The sequence below is a fragment of the Geodermatophilus marinus genome, assembly GCF_003428645.1.
GTDB lineage: Bacteria > Actinomycetota > Actinomycetes > Mycobacteriales > Geodermatophilaceae > Geodermatophilus.
On the sequence record NZ_QVQH01000008.1, the window covers coordinates 62,322 to 81,464 of the forward strand.

Below are 19,143 nucleotides of genomic sequence, written 5' to 3' on the forward strand. Positions count from 1 at the left end.
GGTGGCGACGACGACCTGTGGACGCCGCTGCCGGGTGTGGGCGCCCCCCCCCCCCCCGGCCGCGGTGATCATGGGCTTCTTGCCGGGGACACGCGCGGACACGCCCAGGCGGCCGGCCAGACGCCCATGATCACCGCTGGGGAAGTCGCCCATGATCACCGCCGGGGGGTGGCGGGCGGGTGAACGGTCGGTGCGGACCTGGGAACCAGGGTGGTCCCGGGGATCCTGGTGGGGGTGAATCCCCTGGGTCCTGTCACCCCCGGGCCCGATACTGGGTCGGTGGGTGGGCCGTCGATGCACTTCCTCGGGCACTCGACGGTCCGCGTCGAGCTGGCCGGCGTCACCGTGCTCACCGACCCGCTGCTCACCTCGCGGGTCGGGCCGCTGCGCCGCGTCGTCCCCCCGCCGGCGCCGGAGACCTGGGCCGGCGTCGACCTCGTCCTCGTCAGCCACCTGCACGGCGACCACCTGCACCTGCCCTCGCTGCGCCGGCTGGGCCCCGACGTCCGGGTCGCGGTCCCCCGCGGCGCCGGGCGCTGGCTGCGCGGCCGGGGGGTGCGCGACGTGGTGGAGGTCGCGCCCGGGGAGTCCTTCACCCACGGCCCGCTGACGGTGACCGCCGTCCCGGCCGCGCACAGCGGCCACCGCTGGGGGCCGCGGCTGACCCACGGGCCCGACACCCGCGCGGTCGGGCACCTGCTCGAGGGCGGCGGGAGCACCGTCTACGTCAGCGGCGACACCGGGCTGTTCGACGGCATGCGGGAGCTCGCGGGCGCCGCCCTCGACATCGCGCTGCTGCCGGTCTGGGGCTGGGGGCCCTCGCTGGGCCCCGGCCACCTCGACCCGCAGCAGGCGGCCGAGGCGGTGGCCCGGCTGCGCCCGCGGCTGGCGGTGCCCGTGCACTGGGGCACCCTCGCCGTGCGCGGGGCCACCGCGCTGCCGCGGCTGGGCAGCCGGATGCGCCGGCTGCTCACGTCCCCGCCGCACGAGTTCGCCGCCGCCGTCACCGCCCGGGCGCTGCCCACGCGGGTGGCGGTCACCCTGCCCGGGAACCCGGTCCTGCTGGGGACGACGGCATGAGCGCGCTGGCCTCGAGCTGGACCGACGGCGCGAGCATCGGCTACCCGGTCCTCTTCGGCGGCGTGCTGCTCGGCTCCATCGCGCCGGTGGTGCCGACCGGGGCGATCGTCGGCGCCGGGGCGGCGTTCGCGATGACCGCGCACGGGCTGAACCTGCCGCTGGTGGTGCTCGTCGCCACGCTGGCGGCCTGGACCGGGGACGTCGTCACCTTCACCATCTGCCGGTCCGGGGGCCCCGCCGCGGTGCGCTGGGTGGCCCGCGGCCAGCACGCCGACCGCATCGCCGAGGTCCGCGAGCAGTTCCGGCAGCACGGCTGGCAGATCATCGTCGTCGGCCGGCTGCTGCCCGCCGGGCGCATCCCGGTGCTCCTGGCGGCCGGCGCGCTGGCCTACCCGTGGCGCCGGCTGCTGCCCGCCTCGTTCACCGCCGCCGCGCTGTGGGCGCTGGCCTACTCCCTGCTCGGCGTGATCAGCGGCGGCATCTTCGACTCCCCGCTGACCGCCGTCCTGCTGGCCACGGTCCTGGTCCTGGTCGTCGGCGCGCTGCTCAACCTGCTCGGCAACCGCCGGCGCCGGGCCCGGGAGCCGGGCGAGCCCCCCACCGCGGCCGGCCCCGGTGCCCGCCGGCCCGACCCCACCCGCCCCGACGCCACCCCCTGCGGTCCGGCGTGAGCGCGGCCCCCCGGGTCGTCGGCCGCGTCCTGCAGGCCGGGCGCACGCCGGCCCGGCTGGTCCTCACCTGGGCGGTCACCACCGCGGCGCTGGTCCTGCTCGACGACCGGCTGCGCACCTTCACCATGGACTCCTGGTGGCAGCCCCCGGTCATCGCGCTGCTGCTCGGGCTGCTCACCGCGGTGGCCTGGCCGCTGGTCATGCGGGTCGCCCTGCCCCTGGCCTTCCTCACCCTCGGCCTGGGCAGCTTCCTGCTGCTCGGCGCGGCCGTGCTCGGGCTCTCCTTCCTCGTGCCCGGCGTGGTCATCACCGGCCTGCCCACCGCGGTGGTCGTCGGGGTGGTCATGGCCGGGGTCTCCGGGGTGGTCAGCAGCGTGCTCGCCCTCGACGAGGACGAGCTGTTCTTCCGCCGCGCGCGGCGACGGGCCCGGCGGGCGCAGCCGGACGGCGACCGCCCGCCCGGCGTGCTGTTCCTGCAGATCGACGCGCTCTCCTACGAGACGGCCCGGCGCGCGGTCCGCGACGGCTCCATGCCGGTCCTGTCCGCCTGGCTGCGCTCGGGCAGCCACGCGATGACCTCCTGGCACACCGACTGGAGCTCGCAGACCGGCGCGGCGGTCAGCGGCATCCTGCACGGGTCGAACGAGGACGTCCCGGGCTTCCGCTTCTACGACAAGGACCGCGACCGCATCGTGCGGGTCTCCTCCCCCACCGACGCCGCGGAGATCGAGCGCCGGCTCTCCGACGGCCGCGGGCTGCTCGCCGGCGGCGGGGCCAGCCGCGGCAACCTGTTCACCGGCGACGCCGCGCACGTCAGCCTCACCATGAGCTCGCTGGCCCACGTGGTCCCCGCCCGCTCCCGCCGGGCCCGCCGCCGGGAGCGGGTCGGCACCGGCTACTACGCCTACTTCGCCAGCCCGGTGAACGCCCTGCGCACCCTCGCGGTCTCCCTGGTCGACGTCGGCCGGGAACTGCTCGCCGCGGCCCGGGAGCGGCGCGACGACGTCCGGCCGCGCACCTCCCGCGGCGGCCTGTACCCGCTGGCCCGCCCGGGGACGACGGTGATCAGCCGGGACGTCGTCGTCTTCGCCCTGCTCGAGGACATGCTGGCCGGCCGCCCGGTGGCCTACGCGGACTTCCTCGGCTACGACGAGGCGGCCCACCACGCCGGGCTCGAGCGGGCCGACAGCCTGGCCGTGCTGCGCACCATCGACCAGCAGATCGGCCGGCTGCAGCGGGCCGCGCAGCTCGCCCCCCGCGAGTACCACCTGGTCTGCCTGTCCGACCACGGCCAGACCCAGGGCGAGTCCTTCGCCACCCGCTTCGGCGAGACGGTCGAGGCGCTCGTCGGCCGGCTGTGCGGCGGCTCGGAAGCCGGCACCGGGCACCTCACCGGGCCCCGCGACAGCCGCCGGCTGACCGAGGGCTGGCAGGTCGGGGCCGCCCTGGCCGAGGGCGCCGGCCCGATCGCCCGGCGGCTGCGGGAGCGGGCCGAGCGGGGCGCCGGCCGGCCGCACGACCACGAGCTGCCGGCCGACCGCGCCGGGCAGGTGCCGCGGGTCGCCCCGGGGGTCGTCGTCGCCGTCTCCGGGCACACCGCGATGGTCTCCTTCCCCGACATCCCGGGCCGGGTGCCGCTGGAGGAGATCGAGCAGCACTGGCCGGCGCTGCTACCCGGGCTGGTCGACCACGACGGCGTCGGGTTCCTGCTGGTGCACTCCACCGAGCAGGGCCCGGTCGTGCTCGGCCGGGACGGCGTGCACCGGCTGGCCACCGGCGAGGTGCTCGGCGAGGACCCGCTCACCCCCTACGGCCCGCACGCCGCCCGCCTGGTGGCCCGCGCCTCGACGTTCCGGCACTGCGCCGACGTCGTGGTCAACAGCCGGTACGACCCGCACACCGACGAGGCGTCGGCCTTCGAGCCGCACGTCGGCTCGCACGGCGGGCTCGGCGGCCCGCAGCAGCTCGGCTTCCTGCTGCACCCCCGCTCGTTCCGGCCGCCCGGCGAGATCGTCGGGGCCGAGCACCTGCACCGCGTGCTGCGCGGCTGGCTGACCGACCTCGGCCACCCCGAGCCGACCGGGGAGGGGGCCGCGGTGGGTCCGGACAGCGCCACCGCGCGGGCGCGGCGCTCCCCCGCCCCCGTGGCCGACGTCCCGGCCTGACCGGCCGGCGCCCCGGCCGGCGGGGACGGTACGTCAGCCGGCCGACGGCGAGGGCGACGCCGCCAGCGCCGCCGACACCGCCCGCGCCAGCCCCGGGGCGTGCTCGGCGGCCAGGAGGTCGTGGTGTGCCCCGGGCACGTCGGCGACCGCGAGGTCGGGCGCGACCCGCCGCCACGCGGCGAGCTGGTTCATGATCACCGGGATCCGCCGGCGCGCCCGGAAGTAGCTCACCCGCCCGCCGTAGGGGCCCCACGCGTGCGCGTTGAACAGCTCCTCGCTGCGCTGCAGCGCCGCCTCCTCGGGGGCCGGCGGGGGCGCCGGCGCCAGGCGCAGCAGCGGGGCCAGCGGGCCGGCGCGCAGGAAGTCCACCGGGCCGTCCTCGGCCATGCCCGGCACGAAGCGGGCCAGCAGCGCCGCCAGGTGGTACAGCCGCTGCCGGTTCCGGGACAGCCGGCCGGTCGGCGGCAGGACGTCGAGCAGGCCGAGGAAGGGCACCTCCCGGCCCCGGGCGGTCAGCAGCCGGGCCATCTCGTAGGCCACCAGCCCGCCGAAGGAGTACCCGGCCAGCCGCACCGGCCCGGCCGGCCACACCGTCGAGACCGTCTCCACGTGCCGGCGGGCCAGCTCGGCGACCCCGCCGCCCTCACCGGGGGGCACGGGCAGCCCGTACACCGGGGCGTCGGTGTCCAGGGCCTCGACCAGGGCCCGGTAGGCGTCGACGTCCCCGAAGGCCCCGTGCACCAGGACCAGCGGCGGCTCGCCGGCCGCCCCCTCCCGGAGCGGCTCCACCGTCGCCCCCTGCGGGTCGGCCTCGGCCAGCGCCGTGGTCAGGCCGCGGACGGTCGGCTCGGCGGCGAACACCTCCAGGCCCACCGGGCGGCCGAGCTCGCTGCGCAGCCGGCGCAGCACGGTCATCGAGCTGCGGGAGGTCCCGCCGGCGTCGAAGAAGTCGGCGTCGTCGGGCACGGGGGCGCCGAGGACCTCGGTGAAGACGCGGGCCACCGCGTCGTGCACGCCGCCCTGCGGGCCGTCCGCGGCCGGCGAGGGCGCCGCAGCAGCCGCAGCAGCCGCCCCGGCCGCGGCCGCCGCGGCCGCCGCGATGCCCCGCAGCGACCCCGGGTTGCGCAGCGCGGCGGTGTTGCGCACCGGCTCGCCGTCGAGCACCGCGCGGGCGGCCGCCTCCGACCGCTTGCCGTTGTGCGTCAGCGGCAGCTCGTCGACGGCCAGCAGCAGGTCCGGCACGTGCGCCGGCGACCCCTCCCGCCGCAGCGCCGCCCGGAGCGCGACGGCCAGCCCGTCGTCCAGCTCCACCCCGGGCCGCAGCACCACGAGCAGCGCCAGCCGGGTGCTGCCCTCCGCCGCCGGGTCGCGGGTCTCGACCGCCATGGCGTCGGCCACCCCGGGGACCGCCCGCGCGATCGTGTAGATCTCCGAGGGCCCGATCCGGACGCCGGCGACGTTGAGCACGCCGTCCGAGCGGCCGTGCACCCGCGCCGAGCCGTCGGCGTCGACGTCGACGCGGTCGCCGTGCGTCCACACCCCCGGGTGCCGGGCGAAGTAGGCGGCCCGGAAGCGCTCGCCGTCCGGGTCGTCCAGGAAGCCGGTCGGCCGGGAGGGGAACGGGTTGCGGCAGACCAGCTCGCCGACCTGCCCGAGCACCGGGCGGCCGGCGTCGTCGAGGGCGGCGACGTCCAGGCCGAGGCTGAGCGCCTGCGACCGGCCGGGCCGCACCGGCAGCTCCGGGGAGCCGAGGACGAAGCAGCCGACGATGTCGGTGCCGCCGGAGATCGACTGCAGCGGCACGGCCCCGACGGCGTCGGCGGCCCAGCGGAACTGCCACTCGTGCAGCACGGCGCCGGTCGAGAGCACCGCGCGCAGCCGGGAGAGGTCCACCTCGTCGCGCGGCCGGTACCCCTCGTCCTGGCACAGCTGCAGGTACGCCGGGCTGGTGCCCAGCACCGTGACGCCGTGCTCGGCGGCCAGCCGCCACAGCGTGTCCGGCCCGGTCAGCGGCACGTCGGCGAGCACCACGTGCGCCCCGACGGCGAGCGCCGAGAGCTGCCAGTTCCACATCATCCAGGCGGTGGTGGTGTGGAAGTGCAGCGTGTCGCCGGGGCCCAGGTCGCCGTGCAGCCGGTGCTCCTTGACGTGCTCCAGCAGCGAGCCGCCGGTGCCGTGCACCATCGCCTTCGGCGGGCCGGTCGTGCCCGAGGACGCCATCACCCACAGCGGCGCGTCGAACGGCTGCCGGGGCCAGGCGGGGCCCGGGTCGCCGGCCGGGACGGCGGCCACCCGGTCGGCGAGGCGGTCGACGGCCACCCCCTCCAGGGCGGGCAGCGGCCCGTCGTCGAGCAGCAGCACCCGCTCGGCGGTGGGCAGGCCGGCGAGCACCGCGGCGAGCACGTCGTCGGCCGGCGCGTCGGGGCGGGCCATGCCGGTCCGGTCCACCAGCAGGGTCGCCGCCCGCACCGGCCCGAACCGGCCGAGCAGCGTGCTCGGGCCCATGTCCGGGGTGGCGGTCGACAGCGCGGCGCCCAGCCCGGCGACGGCGAGCGCCGCGACGGCGACCGCGGCGGTGTTCGGCGCGACGGCCAGCACCGCGGCCCCCGGGCCGACGCCTGAGTCGGCCAGGGCGCGGGAGGTCCGGCGGACGGCGGCCCGCAGCTCCCCGCGGGTGTACCGCTCCACCGACCCGTCGGCGTGCACGGAGGTCAGGGCGGGGGCGTCGTCCCCGGCGCCGTCCACCGCCCGCAGCGCGTTCTCGGCGTAGTTGAGCCGCACGCCGGGGAAGAACCGCGCCGTCCGCACGTCCCCCTCGGTCAGGACCGGGTCGGCCGAGCCCTCCCAGACCAGGCCGGACCAGTCGAGGAACGTGCGCCAGAAGTCGCCGGGGGCGGCCACCGACCAGGCGTGCAGCGCGGGAGGGGTGGGCAGCGGGCGGCCGGCGACGGCCTCGGCGCGCGCCCGGAAGCCGGCGACCTGCGGGGCCGCGGTCCGGGGCCCGGCGGGCGCGGGCCCCACCGGGGGCGGGGTCTTCACCGTGGACCTCCTGGGGGGAGCAGGACGACACCGGGGGCGGGCACGGGGACGTCGGCCGCCAGGGCGGCGAGCGACCCGGCCGGGACGGGCAGCGCGGTCACCCACTCCGGCCCGACCCGTCCCGAGTCGGCCACCGGGGTCACCACGTCGGCGGGGGGACGGCGGATCCCGGTCCCCCGCGCCTTGAGCACGGCCTCCTTCTGCACCCAGCAGCGGGTGACCGCGGGCAGCCGGGAGGCGGCGGGGAGCTCGGCGATCCGGGCCTGCTCGGCGGGCGCCAGCCAGCCCTCGGCGGGCGCGGCGGCGGCCTCGGCGTCCCGGTGCGGCTGCACGTCGACGCCGATCCGCGCGCCTGCCGCGACCGCCACCAGGGCGAGGTCCCCGCCGGCCGAGCAGGACAGGCCGAGGTCCGCCCCGTCGACCAGCGGCCGGCCGCGGTCGCCGCGCAGGGGCACCGCGGCCGGCGGGACGCCGAGCACCCCGCCGAGCACCCGGCGCAGGCCGGCGCGGACCAGGAGCCGGCGGCGCCGCACGGCCGGGACGCCGCGCTCGGCGCGCTCGCGCTCGGCGGCGGTGAGGACGGCGGCGGCCGCGTCGAGGTCCCACCCCGGGTCGGCGAGGTCGAGGAGGTGGACGACGACCACGGCGGGGCCCCGGGCAGGGCGCCGCCGCGTCAGGTGTCGCGCCGCTCGTCCCGCCATGTCCCCCCGGGCGTCCCGCCCTGTGTCCCCCGGACCCGCGTCCGCCGACCACCGTACGAGCGGCCCCCCTCGCCTGCCAACGGCTCCCGGGCGCCGGGCCCGGTGACGGCCGCCGGACGTGCGTGTGAACACTGGCCTCCCGCCGTGGCGCCGGCGACCGGCCGTCCCGGAGAGTGGGCCGATGCGACCCGACGCCGGCGCGTGGTTCCGGACCCGCACGACCTCCGTCCCCACCCTCGACGCGGTCGACGCCGACCTCCTGCTGCGGGCCAGGCGCCGCGGCCGGCAGCGGGTCAGCGTCGTCCTCCCCGCCCGCGACGAGGAGGCCACCGTGGGGCGGCTGGTCGCCGACCTGCGCCGGCACTGGGTCGAGGAGGTCCCGCTGGTCGACGAGCTGCTCGTCGTCGACTCCGACTCGACCGACGGCACGGCCGCGGCGGCCCGGGCCGCCGGGGCCGAGGTGGTGGCCGCCGGCGACGTGCTGCCGGCCCACGGCCACCGGCCCGGCAAGGGCGAGGCGCTGTGGAAGTCGCTGGCCGCCACGACGGGGGACCTGGTGGTCTTCCTCGACGCCGACCTGCTCGGCGACGTCCGGCACTACGTCCCCGGGCTGCTCGGCCCCCTGCTCACCGACCCGGGCGTCGACTACGTCAAGGGCTGCTACACCCGGCCGCTGGAGGTCGGCGGCCGGGTGCTCCCCGCCGGCGGCGGGCGGGTCACCGAGCTCACCGCGCGCCCGCTGCTCAACGCCCTGTGGCCCGAGCTGGCCGGCGTCGTCCAGCCGCTGGGCGGCGAGTACGCCGGCCGGCGGTCGGCGCTGGAGCAGGTGCCGTTCGTCTCCGGCTACGGCGTGGAAGTCGGGCTGCTGGTCGACCTGCTCGACCTGGTCGGCCTGCACGCGCTGGCGCAGGTGGACCTCGGCGTCCGGCGGCACACCTCCCAGGACGAGGTGGCCCTCGGCCGGATGGCCGGCCAGGTGGTGTCGGCGGTCCTCGCCCGCGCCGGCGGGCTGCGCACCGACCCCGGCGGCCTGCTCACCCGGTTCACCCACGACGGGACGGCGTTCGTGCCGGGCAGCACCGCGGTCGCCGTGGACGAGCGCCCGCCGATGGCCACCGTGCCCGGGTACCGGGCGCGCACCGACGAGGTCGGCTGAGGTCCGGGGCCGCTCCGGCGCGCCGCGCGGCCCGCGATCCGGTACAACGGCACCCCGGGTGCAGACCAGCCGCCCGGGACCGTCCGGGCCCGCCGCCCCCGGCGCGACGGGCCCGCCCGCGTGCCGGCGAGGCCGTCGGCACCGCCTCCCCGGGAGGGCACGTGCGCCCCGACGTCCGGCACTGGTTCGGCACCCGCACCTACACCGCGGGCACCTGGCGGGCAGCGCAGCTGCTCGAGCGCAAGGCCGACGGCGGCACCACGGTGAGCGTGGTGCTGCCCGCCCTCGACGAGGAGCGCACCGTCGGCGACATCGTCGCCGCCCTCCGGCGCGCGCTGGTCGAGGACTGCCCCCTGGTCGACGAGGTGGTCGTCGTCGACAGCGGCTCCACCGACCGGACCGCGCAGGTCGCGGCGACCGCGGGGGCGACGGTGGTGACCGCCGCCGACGTGCTGCCCGCGCACGGCGGCCGGCCCGGCAAGGGCGAGGCGCTGTGGAAGTCGCTGCACGCCACCACCGGCGACCTCGTCGTCTTCGTCGACGCCGACCTCATCGGCTTCGACCCGCAGTTCGTCGTCGGCCTGCTGGGCCCGCTGCTCACCGACCCGGCGATCGGCTACGTCAAGGCCCTCTACGACCGCCCGCTCACCACCGTCGACGGCATCGTGCCCTCCGGCGGCGGGCGGGTCACCGAGCTGCTCGCGCGGCCGCTGATCAACGCCTTCTGGCCCGAGCTGGCCGGCTTCGTGCAGCCGCTGTCCGGGGAGTACGCCGGGCGGCGGGACCTCCTCGAGCGGGTGCCGTTCGTCTCCGGGTACGGCGTGGAGCTCGGCCTGCTGGTGGACCTCGCCGCCCTCGCCGGGCTCGACGCCCTGGCCCAGGTCGACCTCGGCACCCGCCGGCACGGCCACCAGCCCGACGCGGCGCTGGGGCGGATGGCCGGGCAGGTCCTGCAGACCGCGCTCGCCCGCCGGCCCGGCGGCGGGCGGCCGGCCACCGAGCTGCTGCAGTTCCTGCGCACCGCCGACGGGCTGGAGGGGGTGACCTGGGACGTCGGGGTCGCCGAGCGCCCGCCGATGCGGTCGGTGCGGCGCGCGGCCGCCCGCGACGGCACCCCCCGGCCGTGAAGGTCCTCATGGACGCCGGGCCGTGGCTCCCGGTGCCCCCGCCGGGCTACGGCGGGGTGGAGAACGTGGTGGCCACCCTCACCACCGAGCTGCGCGCCCGCGGGCACACCGTCGTCCTCGCCGCGCCCGGCGACTCGACGCTGCCGGTCGACGGGCTGGTCAGCGCCTTCCCCGACGGCCGGTTCGAGCTGCTGGGCGGCCCCTACCCGCAGGTGGTGGGCACCGCCCACGCGCACGAGCAGGCTGTGCTGCGCGCCCTCGCCGACCACGCCGTCGCCGGGCGGCCCTTCGACCTGGTGCACACGCACGTCGAGGTCGTGGGGCCGGCCGTGCTGGGTGCCCTCGACAGCGCCGGCCCCCCGGTGCTGGGCACGCTGCACTGGGACCTGCACCGCAACGCCGACTTCTGGGCGACCTTCGACGGCCGCGGGCGGGTCTGCTTCGCCGGGGTCTCGGCGAGCCAGGTGGCGCGGGCGGCCCCGCGGCTGCGCGAGCAGGTGGTGGGCGTCGTCCCCCTGGCCGTGCCGGTCGACCGGCGGCCGCCGGTGCCCCGCGGGCAGCGGGCCGACCGCGTCCTGGTGCTGTCGCGGCTGTGCGCGTCCAAGGGCGTGGACACCGCGCTGCGGGCCTGCCGCGCGGCCGGGGTGCCGCTGGTCCTCGCCGGCCCGGTCGGCGGGCTGCCCGACCGGGCGGCCCTCGACGCCGCGCTCGCCGACCCCGACCACCCGGCCCGCTCGCACCCCGACGTCGCCTGGTTCGCCGAGCACGTGGCACCGCACCTCGACGGCCGGTCCGCCCGCTGGATCGGCAGCGTGGGCGGCGCCGCGAAGGACGAGCTGCTGCGCACCTCCCGGGCGGTCCTGTTCCCCATCCGCTGGGAGGAGCCCGGCGGCACCGCGGTGTGCGAGGCGCTGGCCGCCGGCACCCCGGTGGTCGCCATGGCGCGCGGCTGCCTGCCCTCGCTGGTGGACGACGGCCGCACCGGGTGGCTGGCCGGCGACGAGGCGGGCTTCACCGCGGCGCTGCGCCGGCTCGACGCGATCGACCCGGAGGTGTGCGCGGCGGAGGCCCGGCGCCGGTTCGCCCCGGCCGTCATGGCCGACGGCTACCTGCGGCTCTACGCGGAGGTGCTGCGGCGGGCGGGGCGGTAGCCGGGCGGCAGGCCGTCAGGGGCGGACGGCGGCGCCGGTGCGCGCCGACTCGGCGATCGCCACCCCCACCCGGTGGGTGCGCAGCGCCTCGGCGTAGTCGACCAGCCCCGGGGCCGGCGGCCCGCCGGCCAGCAGGTCGACGAAGGCCCGGTCGACGGCGGTGCGGGCGTCGACCTGCGGCTGCCGGGTCTCCGCGCCGTCCCGGGTGGTGACGGTCAGCGCGGTCTCGGTCAGCTCGACGGCCACCCCGTCGCAGACGACGTCGAGGCCGGCGCGCACCTTGGCCGGCAGCGTGCAGGCGGCGGTGACGGTGCCGACCGCGCCGCCGGTGAAGGCGAGCAGGGCCGCGGTGGCGTCGTCGACGTCCCGCCCCGCGCCGGTCGAGCCGGCCGGGAGGGCGCGGACCTCGGCGACCTCGCCGGCCAGCAGCCGCGCCAGGTCGAGCACGTGGGTGAGCTGCTCGACGACCTGCCCGCCGGAGGCCTCCCGCCGGCGCCACCAGGCCGGGGGCGGCACCGTGTCCAGCCAGGTCGCGTCGACCAGCCGGGGCGGGGAGGCGGCGCAGACCTCCCGGGCGCGGGCCACCGTGTCGAGGTGGCGCCAGTGGTAGCCGGTGGCGGTGGGCAGGCCGGCCGCGGCGACGGCGGCGGCCACCTCCTCGGCCACCGGCAGGCCGGTGGACAGCGGCTTCTCCACGAGGAAGGGCACCCCCGCGCGGACGGCGGCCAGCTCGGGCGCGCCGTGGGCGAACGGCGGCACGCACAGCCAGACCGCGTCCGGCCGCTGCCGCAGCAGGGCCGGCAGGTCCGGGGCGACCGGGACGCCGAGGTCCGCGGCCAGGGCGCCGGCGACCCCGGGCGCCGGGTCGGTGATCCCGATCAGCTCGACGTCGGGGAAGCCGGCCAGGGTCCGGGCGTGCCGGGCGCCCACCCCACCGGCGCCGACGAGCCCCGCGCGCAGCACCACGCCGGGGCGGTGCCCGCGCGGCTCCCCGGCCAACCGCGGACGGGGAGCCGGACCGCTCCGGGGGCCGCCGTGGGGCACGATCGGCGGGTGCCCACGCCGCCGCCCGCCGTCCCGCCCGCCCGCACCGCCGCGGACGCCGCGGTGCAGTGCCCCGGCTGCGGATCGGTGCTCGCCGCCCTGGAGACCACCGCCCCGGAGCCGCCCGCCGCCCCGACGGCCGCCTGCGCTCGGCTCTTCGAGGAGACCACGCGGGGGCTGCGCGACGAGGAGGGTGCGGACCCGCGGCCGGCGGCCACGCTCGCCCTCGCCGAGGCCGCCTGGACCGCCCAGCACGCGGCCGGGGCCGGACCCGACCGGGTGCGCGCCGCCCTCGACGCGCTGGCCACCCGGACGGCCTCGCCCCCGGTCCCGGAGGGCACGGCGCGGCCGGCGGTGTGGCGGACGACGATCGCTGACGTCGCGGCGGACCTCGACGTCATCGACCTGGCCGTGCTGGTCGACTCGTGGGCCCGGGCCGTGCTGCAGGACTGGCGGCGCGACGCGGCCGGGTGACCCGGGGTCAGACGGCGGCGGCCTCGCCGGCGGGCATGCGGACGATCGGCAGCAGCACCTCGTCGAGCACCCGCTGCACCTGGTCGTCGGGCATCGGGCCGGTGCCGGCGGTGAACCGCTGCCACCAGAACGCCTCGAGCACCGAGCCGAGCAGCGCCAGCCGCGCCGGCGGCAGGCCCTCGCCGCGGGCCTCGGCGCGGGCGCCGATCTCCGCCACGGCCGCCGCCAGCGGCTGCACGAGCGCGGCGTCGAGCCCGGCCCGCAGCTCGTCGTCGTGGCGGGCGGCACCGACCAGGCTCGCCACGGCCCGCTCCTCGCGGTCCAGCGGGCGGCGCCAGCGGTCCACGAGCAGGGCCAGGTCGTCGCGCAGCGACCCGGTGTCGACCGGGGCGGCGACCAGCGCGGTGCGGCTGACCGCGTGGCGGGCCATCGCCGCCATCGTCGGCCAGCGCCGGTAGATCCCGGCCTTCCCCGCGCGTGCACGGGCAGCGACCCGGTCGCTGTTGAGCTTGCCCCACCCGTCCTCGGCCAGGATGTCGACCGCCACGGTCAGCAGTTGCTCGGACAGCTCCGCGCTCAGCGGGCGCCCCGGCGTCCCTGTCACCTCTCGGCCCCTCTCCCGGTCGTCACGACGCAGGCCATCGTGGACCGTGGGTCGGAGTCCCCACAATCACCCGCGACCGTTCTCCCCCAGTTTTCCTTACTTTCTCAACTTCTGCTCCCAGGGCGTCGGGCCGGCCTCAGGCCCCCGCGGCGCTCTCCACGTGCACCTGCAGGCTGCCGTCGTCGGCGACCCAGCCGCGCTCCCGGGCGGTCGCCAGCATCCCCTCCCAGCGCTGCGGCCAGTCGGCGGCCCCCGCCTGCGGCTCCGCCGACGCGCGCAGGGCCGCCGGGTCCAGGTACCCGGTCTCGCCGTCGGCCAGCCGGCCGAGCCCCGCGGCGCGCAGGGCACCGTCGGCCTCCTCGTCGGTCACCTCGCCCAGCGCCAGGTGCAGGGACGTCAGCTCGTCGACGTCCACCACCTTCACCTCGGGGCGCGCGTCCGCCCCGCCGACCACCTCGACGATCACAGCAAGGACCCCCTTCTCCCCAGCGCTCGCACGCCCGCGCCGGGCGCGTCGGTCGTCACACGTGCCACGGGAACCGCGTGAAGTCCGGCTCCCGCTTCTCCAGGAAGGCGTCACGGCCCTCCACGGCCTCCTCGGCCATGTAGGCCAGCCGGGTGGTCTCCCCGGCGAACAGCTGCTGGCCGACCAGCCCGTCGTCGATCAGGTTGAACGAGTACTTCAGCATCCGCTGGGCGGTCGGGCTCTTCGCCACGATCCGCCGTCCCCACTCCAGCGCGGTGCGCTCCAGCTCGGCGTGCGGGACGACGCGGTTGACCATGCCCATGGCGTGTGCGTCGGCGGCGGAGTACTCGTCGCCGAGGAAGAAGACCTCGCGGGCGAACTTCTGCCCCACCTGGCGGGCCAGGTACGCCGAGCCGAAGCCGCCGTCGAAGCTGCCGACGTCGGCGTCGGTCTGCTTGAACCGGGCGTGCTCGGCGCTGGCCAGCGTGAGGTCGCTGACCACGTGCAGGCTGTGGCCGCCGCCGGCCGCCCAGCCGGGGACGACGCACACGACGACCTTGGGCATGAAGCGGATCAGCCGCTGGGCCTCGAGCACGTGCAGCCGGCCGCTGCTGCGCCCCTTGTCGTGCTCGTAGCCGTACCGGCCCCGCACCCGCTGGTCGCCGCCGGAGCAGAACGCCCACCCGCCGTCCCGGGGGCTCGGGCCGTTGCCGGTCAGCAGCACGCACCCGACGTCGGTGGACAGCCGCGCGTGGTCGAGGACGGCGATGAGCTCGTCGACCGTCTGCGGCCGGAAGGCGTTGCGGACCTCCGGCCGGTCGAAGGCGATGCGCACGACCCCGGCGTCCACGGCCCGGTGGTAGGTGAGGTCGGTCAGGTCGAAGCCCTCGACCGGCTGCCACGCGGCGGGGTCGAACAGCTCGGAGACGTCGTCGCGGGCGGGCATGACCCGAACCTAGTGCTCCCGCCCGGAGGTGGCCGGGCGGTGGCCGGGTCAGGGCCGGTGGCCGGCCTGCGGCCGGCGGCCGGCGGCCGGCGGCCGGGCGGTGGCCGGGTCAGGGCCGGTCGTGCCCGTGCCGGCGCCCGGGCTCCCCGGGGGCCGGCGGCGCCGCCTGCGCGGCGGTGGCGGTGGGAGCGGGGACGGCGGCGGCGGTGGTGCTCGCGGCGGTGGTCGCCGCCGGGTCGGTCGACGGGGTCGGCGCGGTCCCGGCCGTCGGTGCCGCCTCCTCCGTCGCGTCGGCCTCCCCCGTCGACCCGGCGGGCGGGGTGGCCGGTGCCGGGGCGGCCGGTGGCGCGGGGGCGACGGCCGGTGGCGCGGGGGCGACGGCCGGTGGCGCGGGGGCGACGGCCGGTGGCGCGGGGGCGACGGCCGGTGGCGCGGGGGCGACGGCCGGTGGCGCGGGGGCGGCGGCCGGCGCCGCCGTGCGGGCGGCGGTGCCGCCCGGGGCCGTGGTGGCCGCGGGCAGGGTGGCGCCGCTGGGCGCGCCCGTCGTGCCGCCCGCGGCCGGGGAGGCGGCCGCTCCCGGAACCGGGGCGGCGGGTGCCGGCGTCCCCGGCACGACGGGCGCCGGGAGGACCGTCGCGCCGGCCGGGGTCGTGGCGGGAGCTGCGATGGCCGTCGGGGTGGTCGCCCCGGCGCTGGTCGCCCCGGCGGGGGTCGCCGTGCCCGCGGGGGCGTCGGGAGCCGCCGGGCCGGTCGCGGCCGGCGCCCGGGTCGCCGCGGTGGGCGGCGGGGTGCCCGGGGACCCGGACGGCGCGGTCGCCCCCGGGCCGGAGGAGCGGTTCCAGGCGCGGGAGAGGCCGCTGCCCGTCTCCGCGGGCGACGCGGCCGGGGCCTCCCGGACCCGCCCCTCGGCGGCCACGGTCGCCGTCCCCGGGGACGCCGCCGACACGACCGCCACCAGGGCCGCGACGCAGCCGAGCAGCAGGAGCAGGCCGGCCAGGCGGCGCCCGCGCCGGCCCGAGGCGCCTGCGGCGGTGCGACGGTGGCGGTGGGAACTCACGGCCGGTTCCTCCGAACGGGTGACAGCGCGACGACGCAAGGTAACGGTTCAGGCACGGTCCGGTACAGCCCCGCGTGTCCGGCCGGACCGCTCGGGCCCCGGTAGCGTCCGGGACGTGCCCCCCGCCCCCGCCGTCCGCGTGGGCACCCTGAACCTCGCCGGCGGCCGCGGCCCGGGCGGCGCGGTGCTCGGCCCCGACCAGCTCGCCGCGGCCGTCACCGGCCTGGACGTCGACGTCCTCGCGGTGCAGGAGGTGGACGCCGGCCAGCCGCGCTCGCAGGGCACCGACCAGGCCGCCGTCCTCGCCGGCGCGCTGGAGGCCGGGCACTGGCGGGGAGCCGCGACCGTGGCGGGCACGCCCGACCCGTTCCGGAGCTGGCGGCCGGCGCCGCCGGCCCTGCGCGGTCCGGACGACGGCAGCGCCGACGGCCCCGCCTACGGCATCGCCCTGCTCAGCCGCCTGCCCGTGCGGGAGTGGTCGGTGCTCGGGCTGGGTGCCGGCCGCGCCCGGCTGCCCATGCAGGCCCTCGACCCGCGCACCGGGCGGCCGCGCTGGTGGTGGATCCCCGACGAGCCGCGGGTCGCCGTCGCCGCGCGGCTGGACGCGGTGACCGTGGTGGCCACGCACCTGTCGTTCGCGCCGCACACCGCGGTGCGCCAGCTGCTGCGGCTGCGCCGGTGGATGGCCGGGCTGCGCGGGCCCGTCGTCCTGGCCGGCGACCTCAACCTGCCCGGTCGGGTGCCCGCCCGGCTGGCCCGGGCCCACCCGCTGGTGCGGCTGCCCAGCTTCCCGGCGCACGGGCCGCGGGTGCAGCTCGACCACCTGCTGGCCGTCGGGGACGGGCTGGCCGGCCACGACGCGGCGGCCACCCGCCTGGCGGTCGGCGACCACCGGGCGCTGTCGGTGACCGTCGCCCCGGCCTGACCCCGGCGACCGGTCGTCGTCCCGGCCCCCTCCCGATCGCCGCCGGGGCCGCCGTCGTCCTGGCTCACCGTTGCGGGTCCTGGCTCAGCACCGGTGGTGAGCCAGGACCGGCAACGACCAGGTGACCTGATCATCGGCCGCCCCGACCCGGCCGCCCCGACCCGGCCGCCCCGACCCGGCCGCCCCGCTCGGCCGCCCCGACCCGGCCGGCCCGCCCCACCCGCCGCGCCCTGGGTCAGGGGAGGAGGGCGGCGACCCGGACCAGCGAGGCCTCGAACCCCGGGTGCAGCGGCACCGACACCAGGTCGGCGACCGGGATCCAGGCCACCCCGTCGCTCTCGCCGTCCAGCCGCAGGTCGGCCGCCTCGATGCGGCGCACCGGCCGGGCCAGCACCGTGGTGTAGGACCACCCGCCGTGGTCGTCGACCGATGAGGCCCCGAGCACCAGGTCGGCCGGGTCGAGGCCCAGCTCCTCCCGGACCTCGCGCAGCGCCCCGTGCTCCGGGCTCTCCCCCGCGTGCAGCGCGCCGCCGGGGGTGCCCCAGGTGCCGCCGTGGTGCGACCAGACCGCGCGGTGCTGGAGCAGCAGCTCGGGGCCGTCGTCGCCGTCCCGGTGCACGAGCAGGCCGGCCGCGCCGACCAGGCCCCAGTGCCGGTGCCCGAGGTCGCACCGCACCCAGCCGTCGGTGGAGGTGAACACGCCGACCAGTGAACCCCGGGTCGCGGGGGCGCGGCGGGCGCCCCGGGCGGGCGTGCCAGGCTCGGGGCGTGCGCGTCGCCGTCTTCACCGGGTCCCGCAGCGGGCCGCCGTCCCACCGCGCGGCCGCCGCCGCCCTCGCCGCGGACCTGGCCCGCGCCGGTGTCGGCCTGGTCTACGGCGGCGGGCGCGTCGGGCTGATGGGCGTGGTCGCCGACGCGGCGCTGGCCGCCGGCGGGGACGTCGTCGGCGTCATCCCGCAGCACCTGGTCGACGACGAGCTGGCCCACCCGGGGCTGCCGCAGCTGGAGGTCGTCGGGTCGATGCACGAGCGCAAGGCCCGCATGGCCGAGCTGGCCGACGCCTTCGTGGCACTGCCCGGCGCGGCCGGCACCCTCGAGGAGCTGTTCGAGGCCTGGACCTGGGGGATGCTCGGGCTGCACGCCAAGCCGGTCGTGCTGGTGGACGTCGACGGGTTCTGGCAGCCGCTGCTGGACCAGGTGCAGCGCATGGTCGAGGACGGCTACCTCGACGCCCACCGCCTCGACGCGCTCGGCGTGGTGGGCAGCGCGGCGGAGCTGCTGGCCTTCGTCGAGGCCTACGAGCACCCGGAGCGCAAGTGGCAGCCCACGCCGCCGTGATCGTGCGCCGCTGAACCGGGCCGCCTAGCGTCGGTCGGGTGGAGCGCTGGGACGTCGTCGTCGTCGGCGGCGGCCCGGCCGGAGCGGCCGCCGCGCTCGCGGCCCGGGCCACCGGCGCGTCCGTGCTGGTGCTCGACCGGGCCGGCTTCCCGCGGGACAAGGTGTGCGGCGACGGGGTGGCCGCCGAGGCTCTCGACGTGCTCGCCGGCCTCGGGGTCGACCCGGCCGCGGTGGTCGCCGGCCACCCGCCGGTGCCCCGGCTGTCCCTGCGCTCGCCGCGCGGCGCGACCGTCGAGCGGGACGTCGCCCGGCCCTCGTACGTGGTCCCGCGGCTGGTGCTCGACGCGCGGCTCCTCGACGCCGCCCGCGCCCGGGGTGCGCAGGTGCGCCGGCACGCGGTGCGGCGGGTGGCGCCCGGCCCGGACGGCGTGGTCGTCGACGGCGCCCTGACCGCCGGGGTGCTCGTGGGGGCCGACGGCGCGGAGTCCGTCGTCCGCCGGGCGCTGGGGCTGGGCACCAACCGCCCCGACCGGCTGGCGGTGGCGATCCGCGGCTACGCCCCCGAGCCGCCCGGCCGGCCCGGCACCCAGGTGCTGGTCACCACCGAGCGGCGCTGGCCGGCCTACGCGTGGTCGTTCCCGATCGGCGACGGGCGGGTGAACGCCGGCTACGGCGAGCTGGTCTCCGGCGGGGCGACGCGGGCGGCGCTCCTCGAGGGCCTGGCCCGGCTGCTGCCCGGGGTCGAGCCGACGGCGCTGCGGGCGCACCGGCTGCCGCTGTCCACGGAGCGCCCGCGCCAGCCCGACGGCCGGGTGCTGCTGGCGGGGGACGCCGCCTCGCTGGTCAACCCGCTGACCGGGGAGGGGATCTTCTACGCCGTCCTCTCCGGGGCGCTGGCCGGGGCGTGCGCCCGGGAGGGGGCGGGTGCCGGGGCGCGCTACCGGTCGGCGCTGCGCCGGCGGCTGGGCCGGCACCTGCGGTCGTCGGCGGCGGCCTCGCAGCTGTCCCGGTGGCCGGCGCTCATGGACGCCGCCGTCCGCGCCGCCGCGGCCGACCGGCGGGTGTTCGACGACGTCGTCGCCCTCGGGCTCGCCGACGGCCGGCTCACCGCGCGGGCGCTGGCCGGGACGGTCCGCGGCCTCGCGTCCCCGGGCCGGTGACCAGCGCCGGAGCGGTGGCCCCGCGGCCGCAGGGCGAGT

General features: G+C 79.2%; 18 protein-coding genes. 10 read left to right on the forward strand and 8 right to left on the reverse strand.

Annotation, left to right across the window (positions count from 1 at the left end; genetic code table 11):
- The first annotated feature begins 279 nt into the window (after positions 1–279).
- The 3 genes from D0Z06_RS11110 to D0Z06_RS11120 are packed head-to-tail and all read left to right on the forward strand — an operon-like array spanning position 280 to position 3,916.
- Entirely contained in the window at positions 280–1,080 is an 801-nt protein-coding gene (locus tag D0Z06_RS11110; RefSeq protein WP_117377450.1) for an MBL fold metallo-hydrolase, read from the forward strand.
- Entirely contained in the window at positions 1,077–1,751 is a 675-nt protein-coding gene (locus tag D0Z06_RS11115; protein WP_117377451.1) for a DedA family protein, read from the forward strand. Before D0Z06_RS11110 ends, D0Z06_RS11115 begins: the two co-directional genes overlap by 4 nt.
- Positions 1,748–3,916, forward strand: coding sequence for a phage holin family protein (locus D0Z06_RS11120; protein ID WP_117377452.1), 2,169 nt, complete (start codon positions 1,748–1,750; stop codon positions 3,914–3,916). The genes D0Z06_RS11115 and D0Z06_RS11120 overlap by 4 nt, the downstream gene beginning before the upstream one ends.
- A 33-nt stretch (positions 3,917–3,949) precedes the next feature.
- On the opposite strand, the gene D0Z06_RS11125 is transcribed toward D0Z06_RS11120, so the two are convergent.
- Positions 3,950–6,955, reverse strand: coding sequence for an acetoacetate--CoA ligase (locus D0Z06_RS11125; protein ID WP_158579949.1), 3,006 nt, complete (start codon positions 6,953–6,955; stop codon positions 3,950–3,952).
- A complete protein-coding gene (locus D0Z06_RS25340) occupies positions 6,952–7,599 on the reverse strand; it encodes a 4'-phosphopantetheinyl transferase family protein (protein WP_158579950.1) in 648 nt (215 codons plus the stop codon). The genes D0Z06_RS11125 and D0Z06_RS25340 overlap by 4 nt, the downstream gene beginning before the upstream one ends.
- 238 nt (positions 7,600–7,837) lie before the next feature.
- Here D0Z06_RS25340 and D0Z06_RS11135 point away from each other — a divergent pair, with 238 nt between their 5' ends.
- From D0Z06_RS11135 to D0Z06_RS11145, 3 genes are all read left to right on the forward strand, one after another.
- Entirely contained in the window at positions 7,838–8,812 is a 975-nt protein-coding gene (locus D0Z06_RS11135; protein ID WP_117377455.1) for a glucosyl-3-phosphoglycerate synthase, read from the forward strand.
- Between the two features lie 161 nt (positions 8,813–8,973).
- Complete coding sequence (locus D0Z06_RS11140) at positions 8,974–9,939, forward strand: glucosyl-3-phosphoglycerate synthase (protein ID WP_117377456.1); 966 nt, start codon at positions 8,974–8,976, stop codon at positions 9,937–9,939.
- Entirely contained in the window at positions 9,936–11,090 is a 1,155-nt protein-coding gene (locus tag D0Z06_RS11145; RefSeq protein WP_199522254.1) for a glycosyltransferase, read from the forward strand. Before D0Z06_RS11140 ends, D0Z06_RS11145 begins: the two co-directional genes overlap by 4 nt.
- A gap of 15 nt (positions 11,091–11,105) precedes the next feature.
- Here the strand turns inward: D0Z06_RS11145 and D0Z06_RS11150 are convergent, their stop codons facing one another.
- Positions 11,106–12,056, reverse strand: coding sequence for a Gfo/Idh/MocA family protein (locus tag D0Z06_RS11150; RefSeq protein WP_117377457.1), 951 nt, complete (start codon positions 12,054–12,056; stop codon positions 11,106–11,108).
- 87 nt (positions 12,057–12,143) lie between these two features.
- On the opposite strand from D0Z06_RS11150, the gene D0Z06_RS11155 reads away from it, so the two are divergent.
- On the forward strand, positions 12,144–12,608 hold the full coding sequence (locus D0Z06_RS11155; RefSeq protein ID WP_147332027.1) for a DUF5946 family protein: 465 nt from the start codon (positions 12,144–12,146) through the stop codon (positions 12,606–12,608).
- 7 nt (positions 12,609–12,615) lie between these two features.
- On the opposite strand, the gene D0Z06_RS11160 is transcribed toward D0Z06_RS11155, so the two are convergent.
- The 4 genes from D0Z06_RS11160 to D0Z06_RS26290 form a co-directional block, all read right to left on the reverse strand.
- On the reverse strand, positions 12,616–13,212 hold the full coding sequence (locus tag D0Z06_RS11160; RefSeq protein ID WP_117377459.1) for a TetR-like C-terminal domain-containing protein: 597 nt from the start codon (positions 13,210–13,212) through the stop codon (positions 12,616–12,618).
- Between the two features lie 136 nt (positions 13,213–13,348).
- Complete coding sequence (locus D0Z06_RS11165; RefSeq protein WP_117377460.1) at positions 13,349–13,678, reverse strand: hypothetical protein; 330 nt, start codon at positions 13,676–13,678, stop codon at positions 13,349–13,351.
- A 55-nt stretch (positions 13,679–13,733) separates the two neighbouring features.
- On the reverse strand, positions 13,734–14,624 hold the full coding sequence (locus tag D0Z06_RS11170; protein WP_117377461.1) for a 1,4-dihydroxy-2-naphthoyl-CoA synthase: 891 nt from the start codon (positions 14,622–14,624) through the stop codon (positions 13,734–13,736).
- A 109-nt stretch (positions 14,625–14,733) separates the two neighbouring features.
- A complete protein-coding gene (locus D0Z06_RS26290) occupies positions 14,734–15,681 on the reverse strand; it encodes a hypothetical protein (protein WP_117377462.1) in 948 nt (315 codons plus the stop codon).
- A 115-nt stretch (positions 15,682–15,796) separates the two neighbouring features.
- On the opposite strand from D0Z06_RS26290, the gene D0Z06_RS26295 reads away from it, so the two are divergent.
- Positions 15,797–16,606 (forward strand): endonuclease/exonuclease/phosphatase family protein, encoded by an 810-nt coding sequence (locus D0Z06_RS26295; protein ID WP_117377463.1) that lies wholly within the window; start codon positions 15,797–15,799, stop codon positions 16,604–16,606.
- 235 nt (positions 16,607–16,841) lie between these two features.
- Here D0Z06_RS26295 and D0Z06_RS11185 read toward each other — a convergent pair whose 3' ends face one another.
- Positions 16,842–17,306 carry an NUDIX domain-containing protein gene (locus D0Z06_RS11185; RefSeq protein WP_117377464.1) on the reverse strand — a complete coding sequence of 155 codons (465 nt, stop codon included), beginning with the start codon at positions 17,304–17,306 and terminating at the stop codon, positions 16,842–16,844.
- A gap of 68 nt (positions 17,307–17,374) precedes the next feature.
- Between D0Z06_RS11185 and D0Z06_RS11190 the strand changes: the two genes are divergently transcribed.
- The gene (locus D0Z06_RS11190) at positions 17,375–17,944 is read left to right on the forward strand and encodes an LOG family protein (protein ID WP_117377465.1); all 570 of its coding nucleotides are present in this window, start codon (positions 17,375–17,377) and stop codon (positions 17,942–17,944) included.
- A gap of 38 nt (positions 17,945–17,982) precedes the next feature.
- Positions 17,983–19,104 (forward strand): NAD(P)/FAD-dependent oxidoreductase, encoded by a 1,122-nt coding sequence (locus D0Z06_RS11195; RefSeq protein WP_117377466.1) that lies wholly within the window; start codon positions 17,983–17,985, stop codon positions 19,102–19,104.
- Positions 19,105–19,143 lie beyond the last annotated feature (39 nt).

What these genes read in the sequence shown, in the direction of transcription:
- D0Z06_RS11115 (WP_117377451.1), top strand. Translation starts at nt 1,077, where the DNA reads ATGAGCGCGCTGGCCTCGAGCTGGACCGACGGCGCGAGCATCGGCTAC.
- D0Z06_RS11135 (WP_117377455.1), top strand. Translation starts at nt 7,838, where the DNA reads ATGCGACCCGACGCCGGCGCGTGGTTCCGGACCCGCACGACCTCCGTC.
- D0Z06_RS11170 (WP_117377461.1), bottom strand. Translation starts at nt 14,624, where the DNA reads ATGCCCGCCCGCGACGACGTCTCCGAGCTGTTCGACCCCGCCGCGTGG.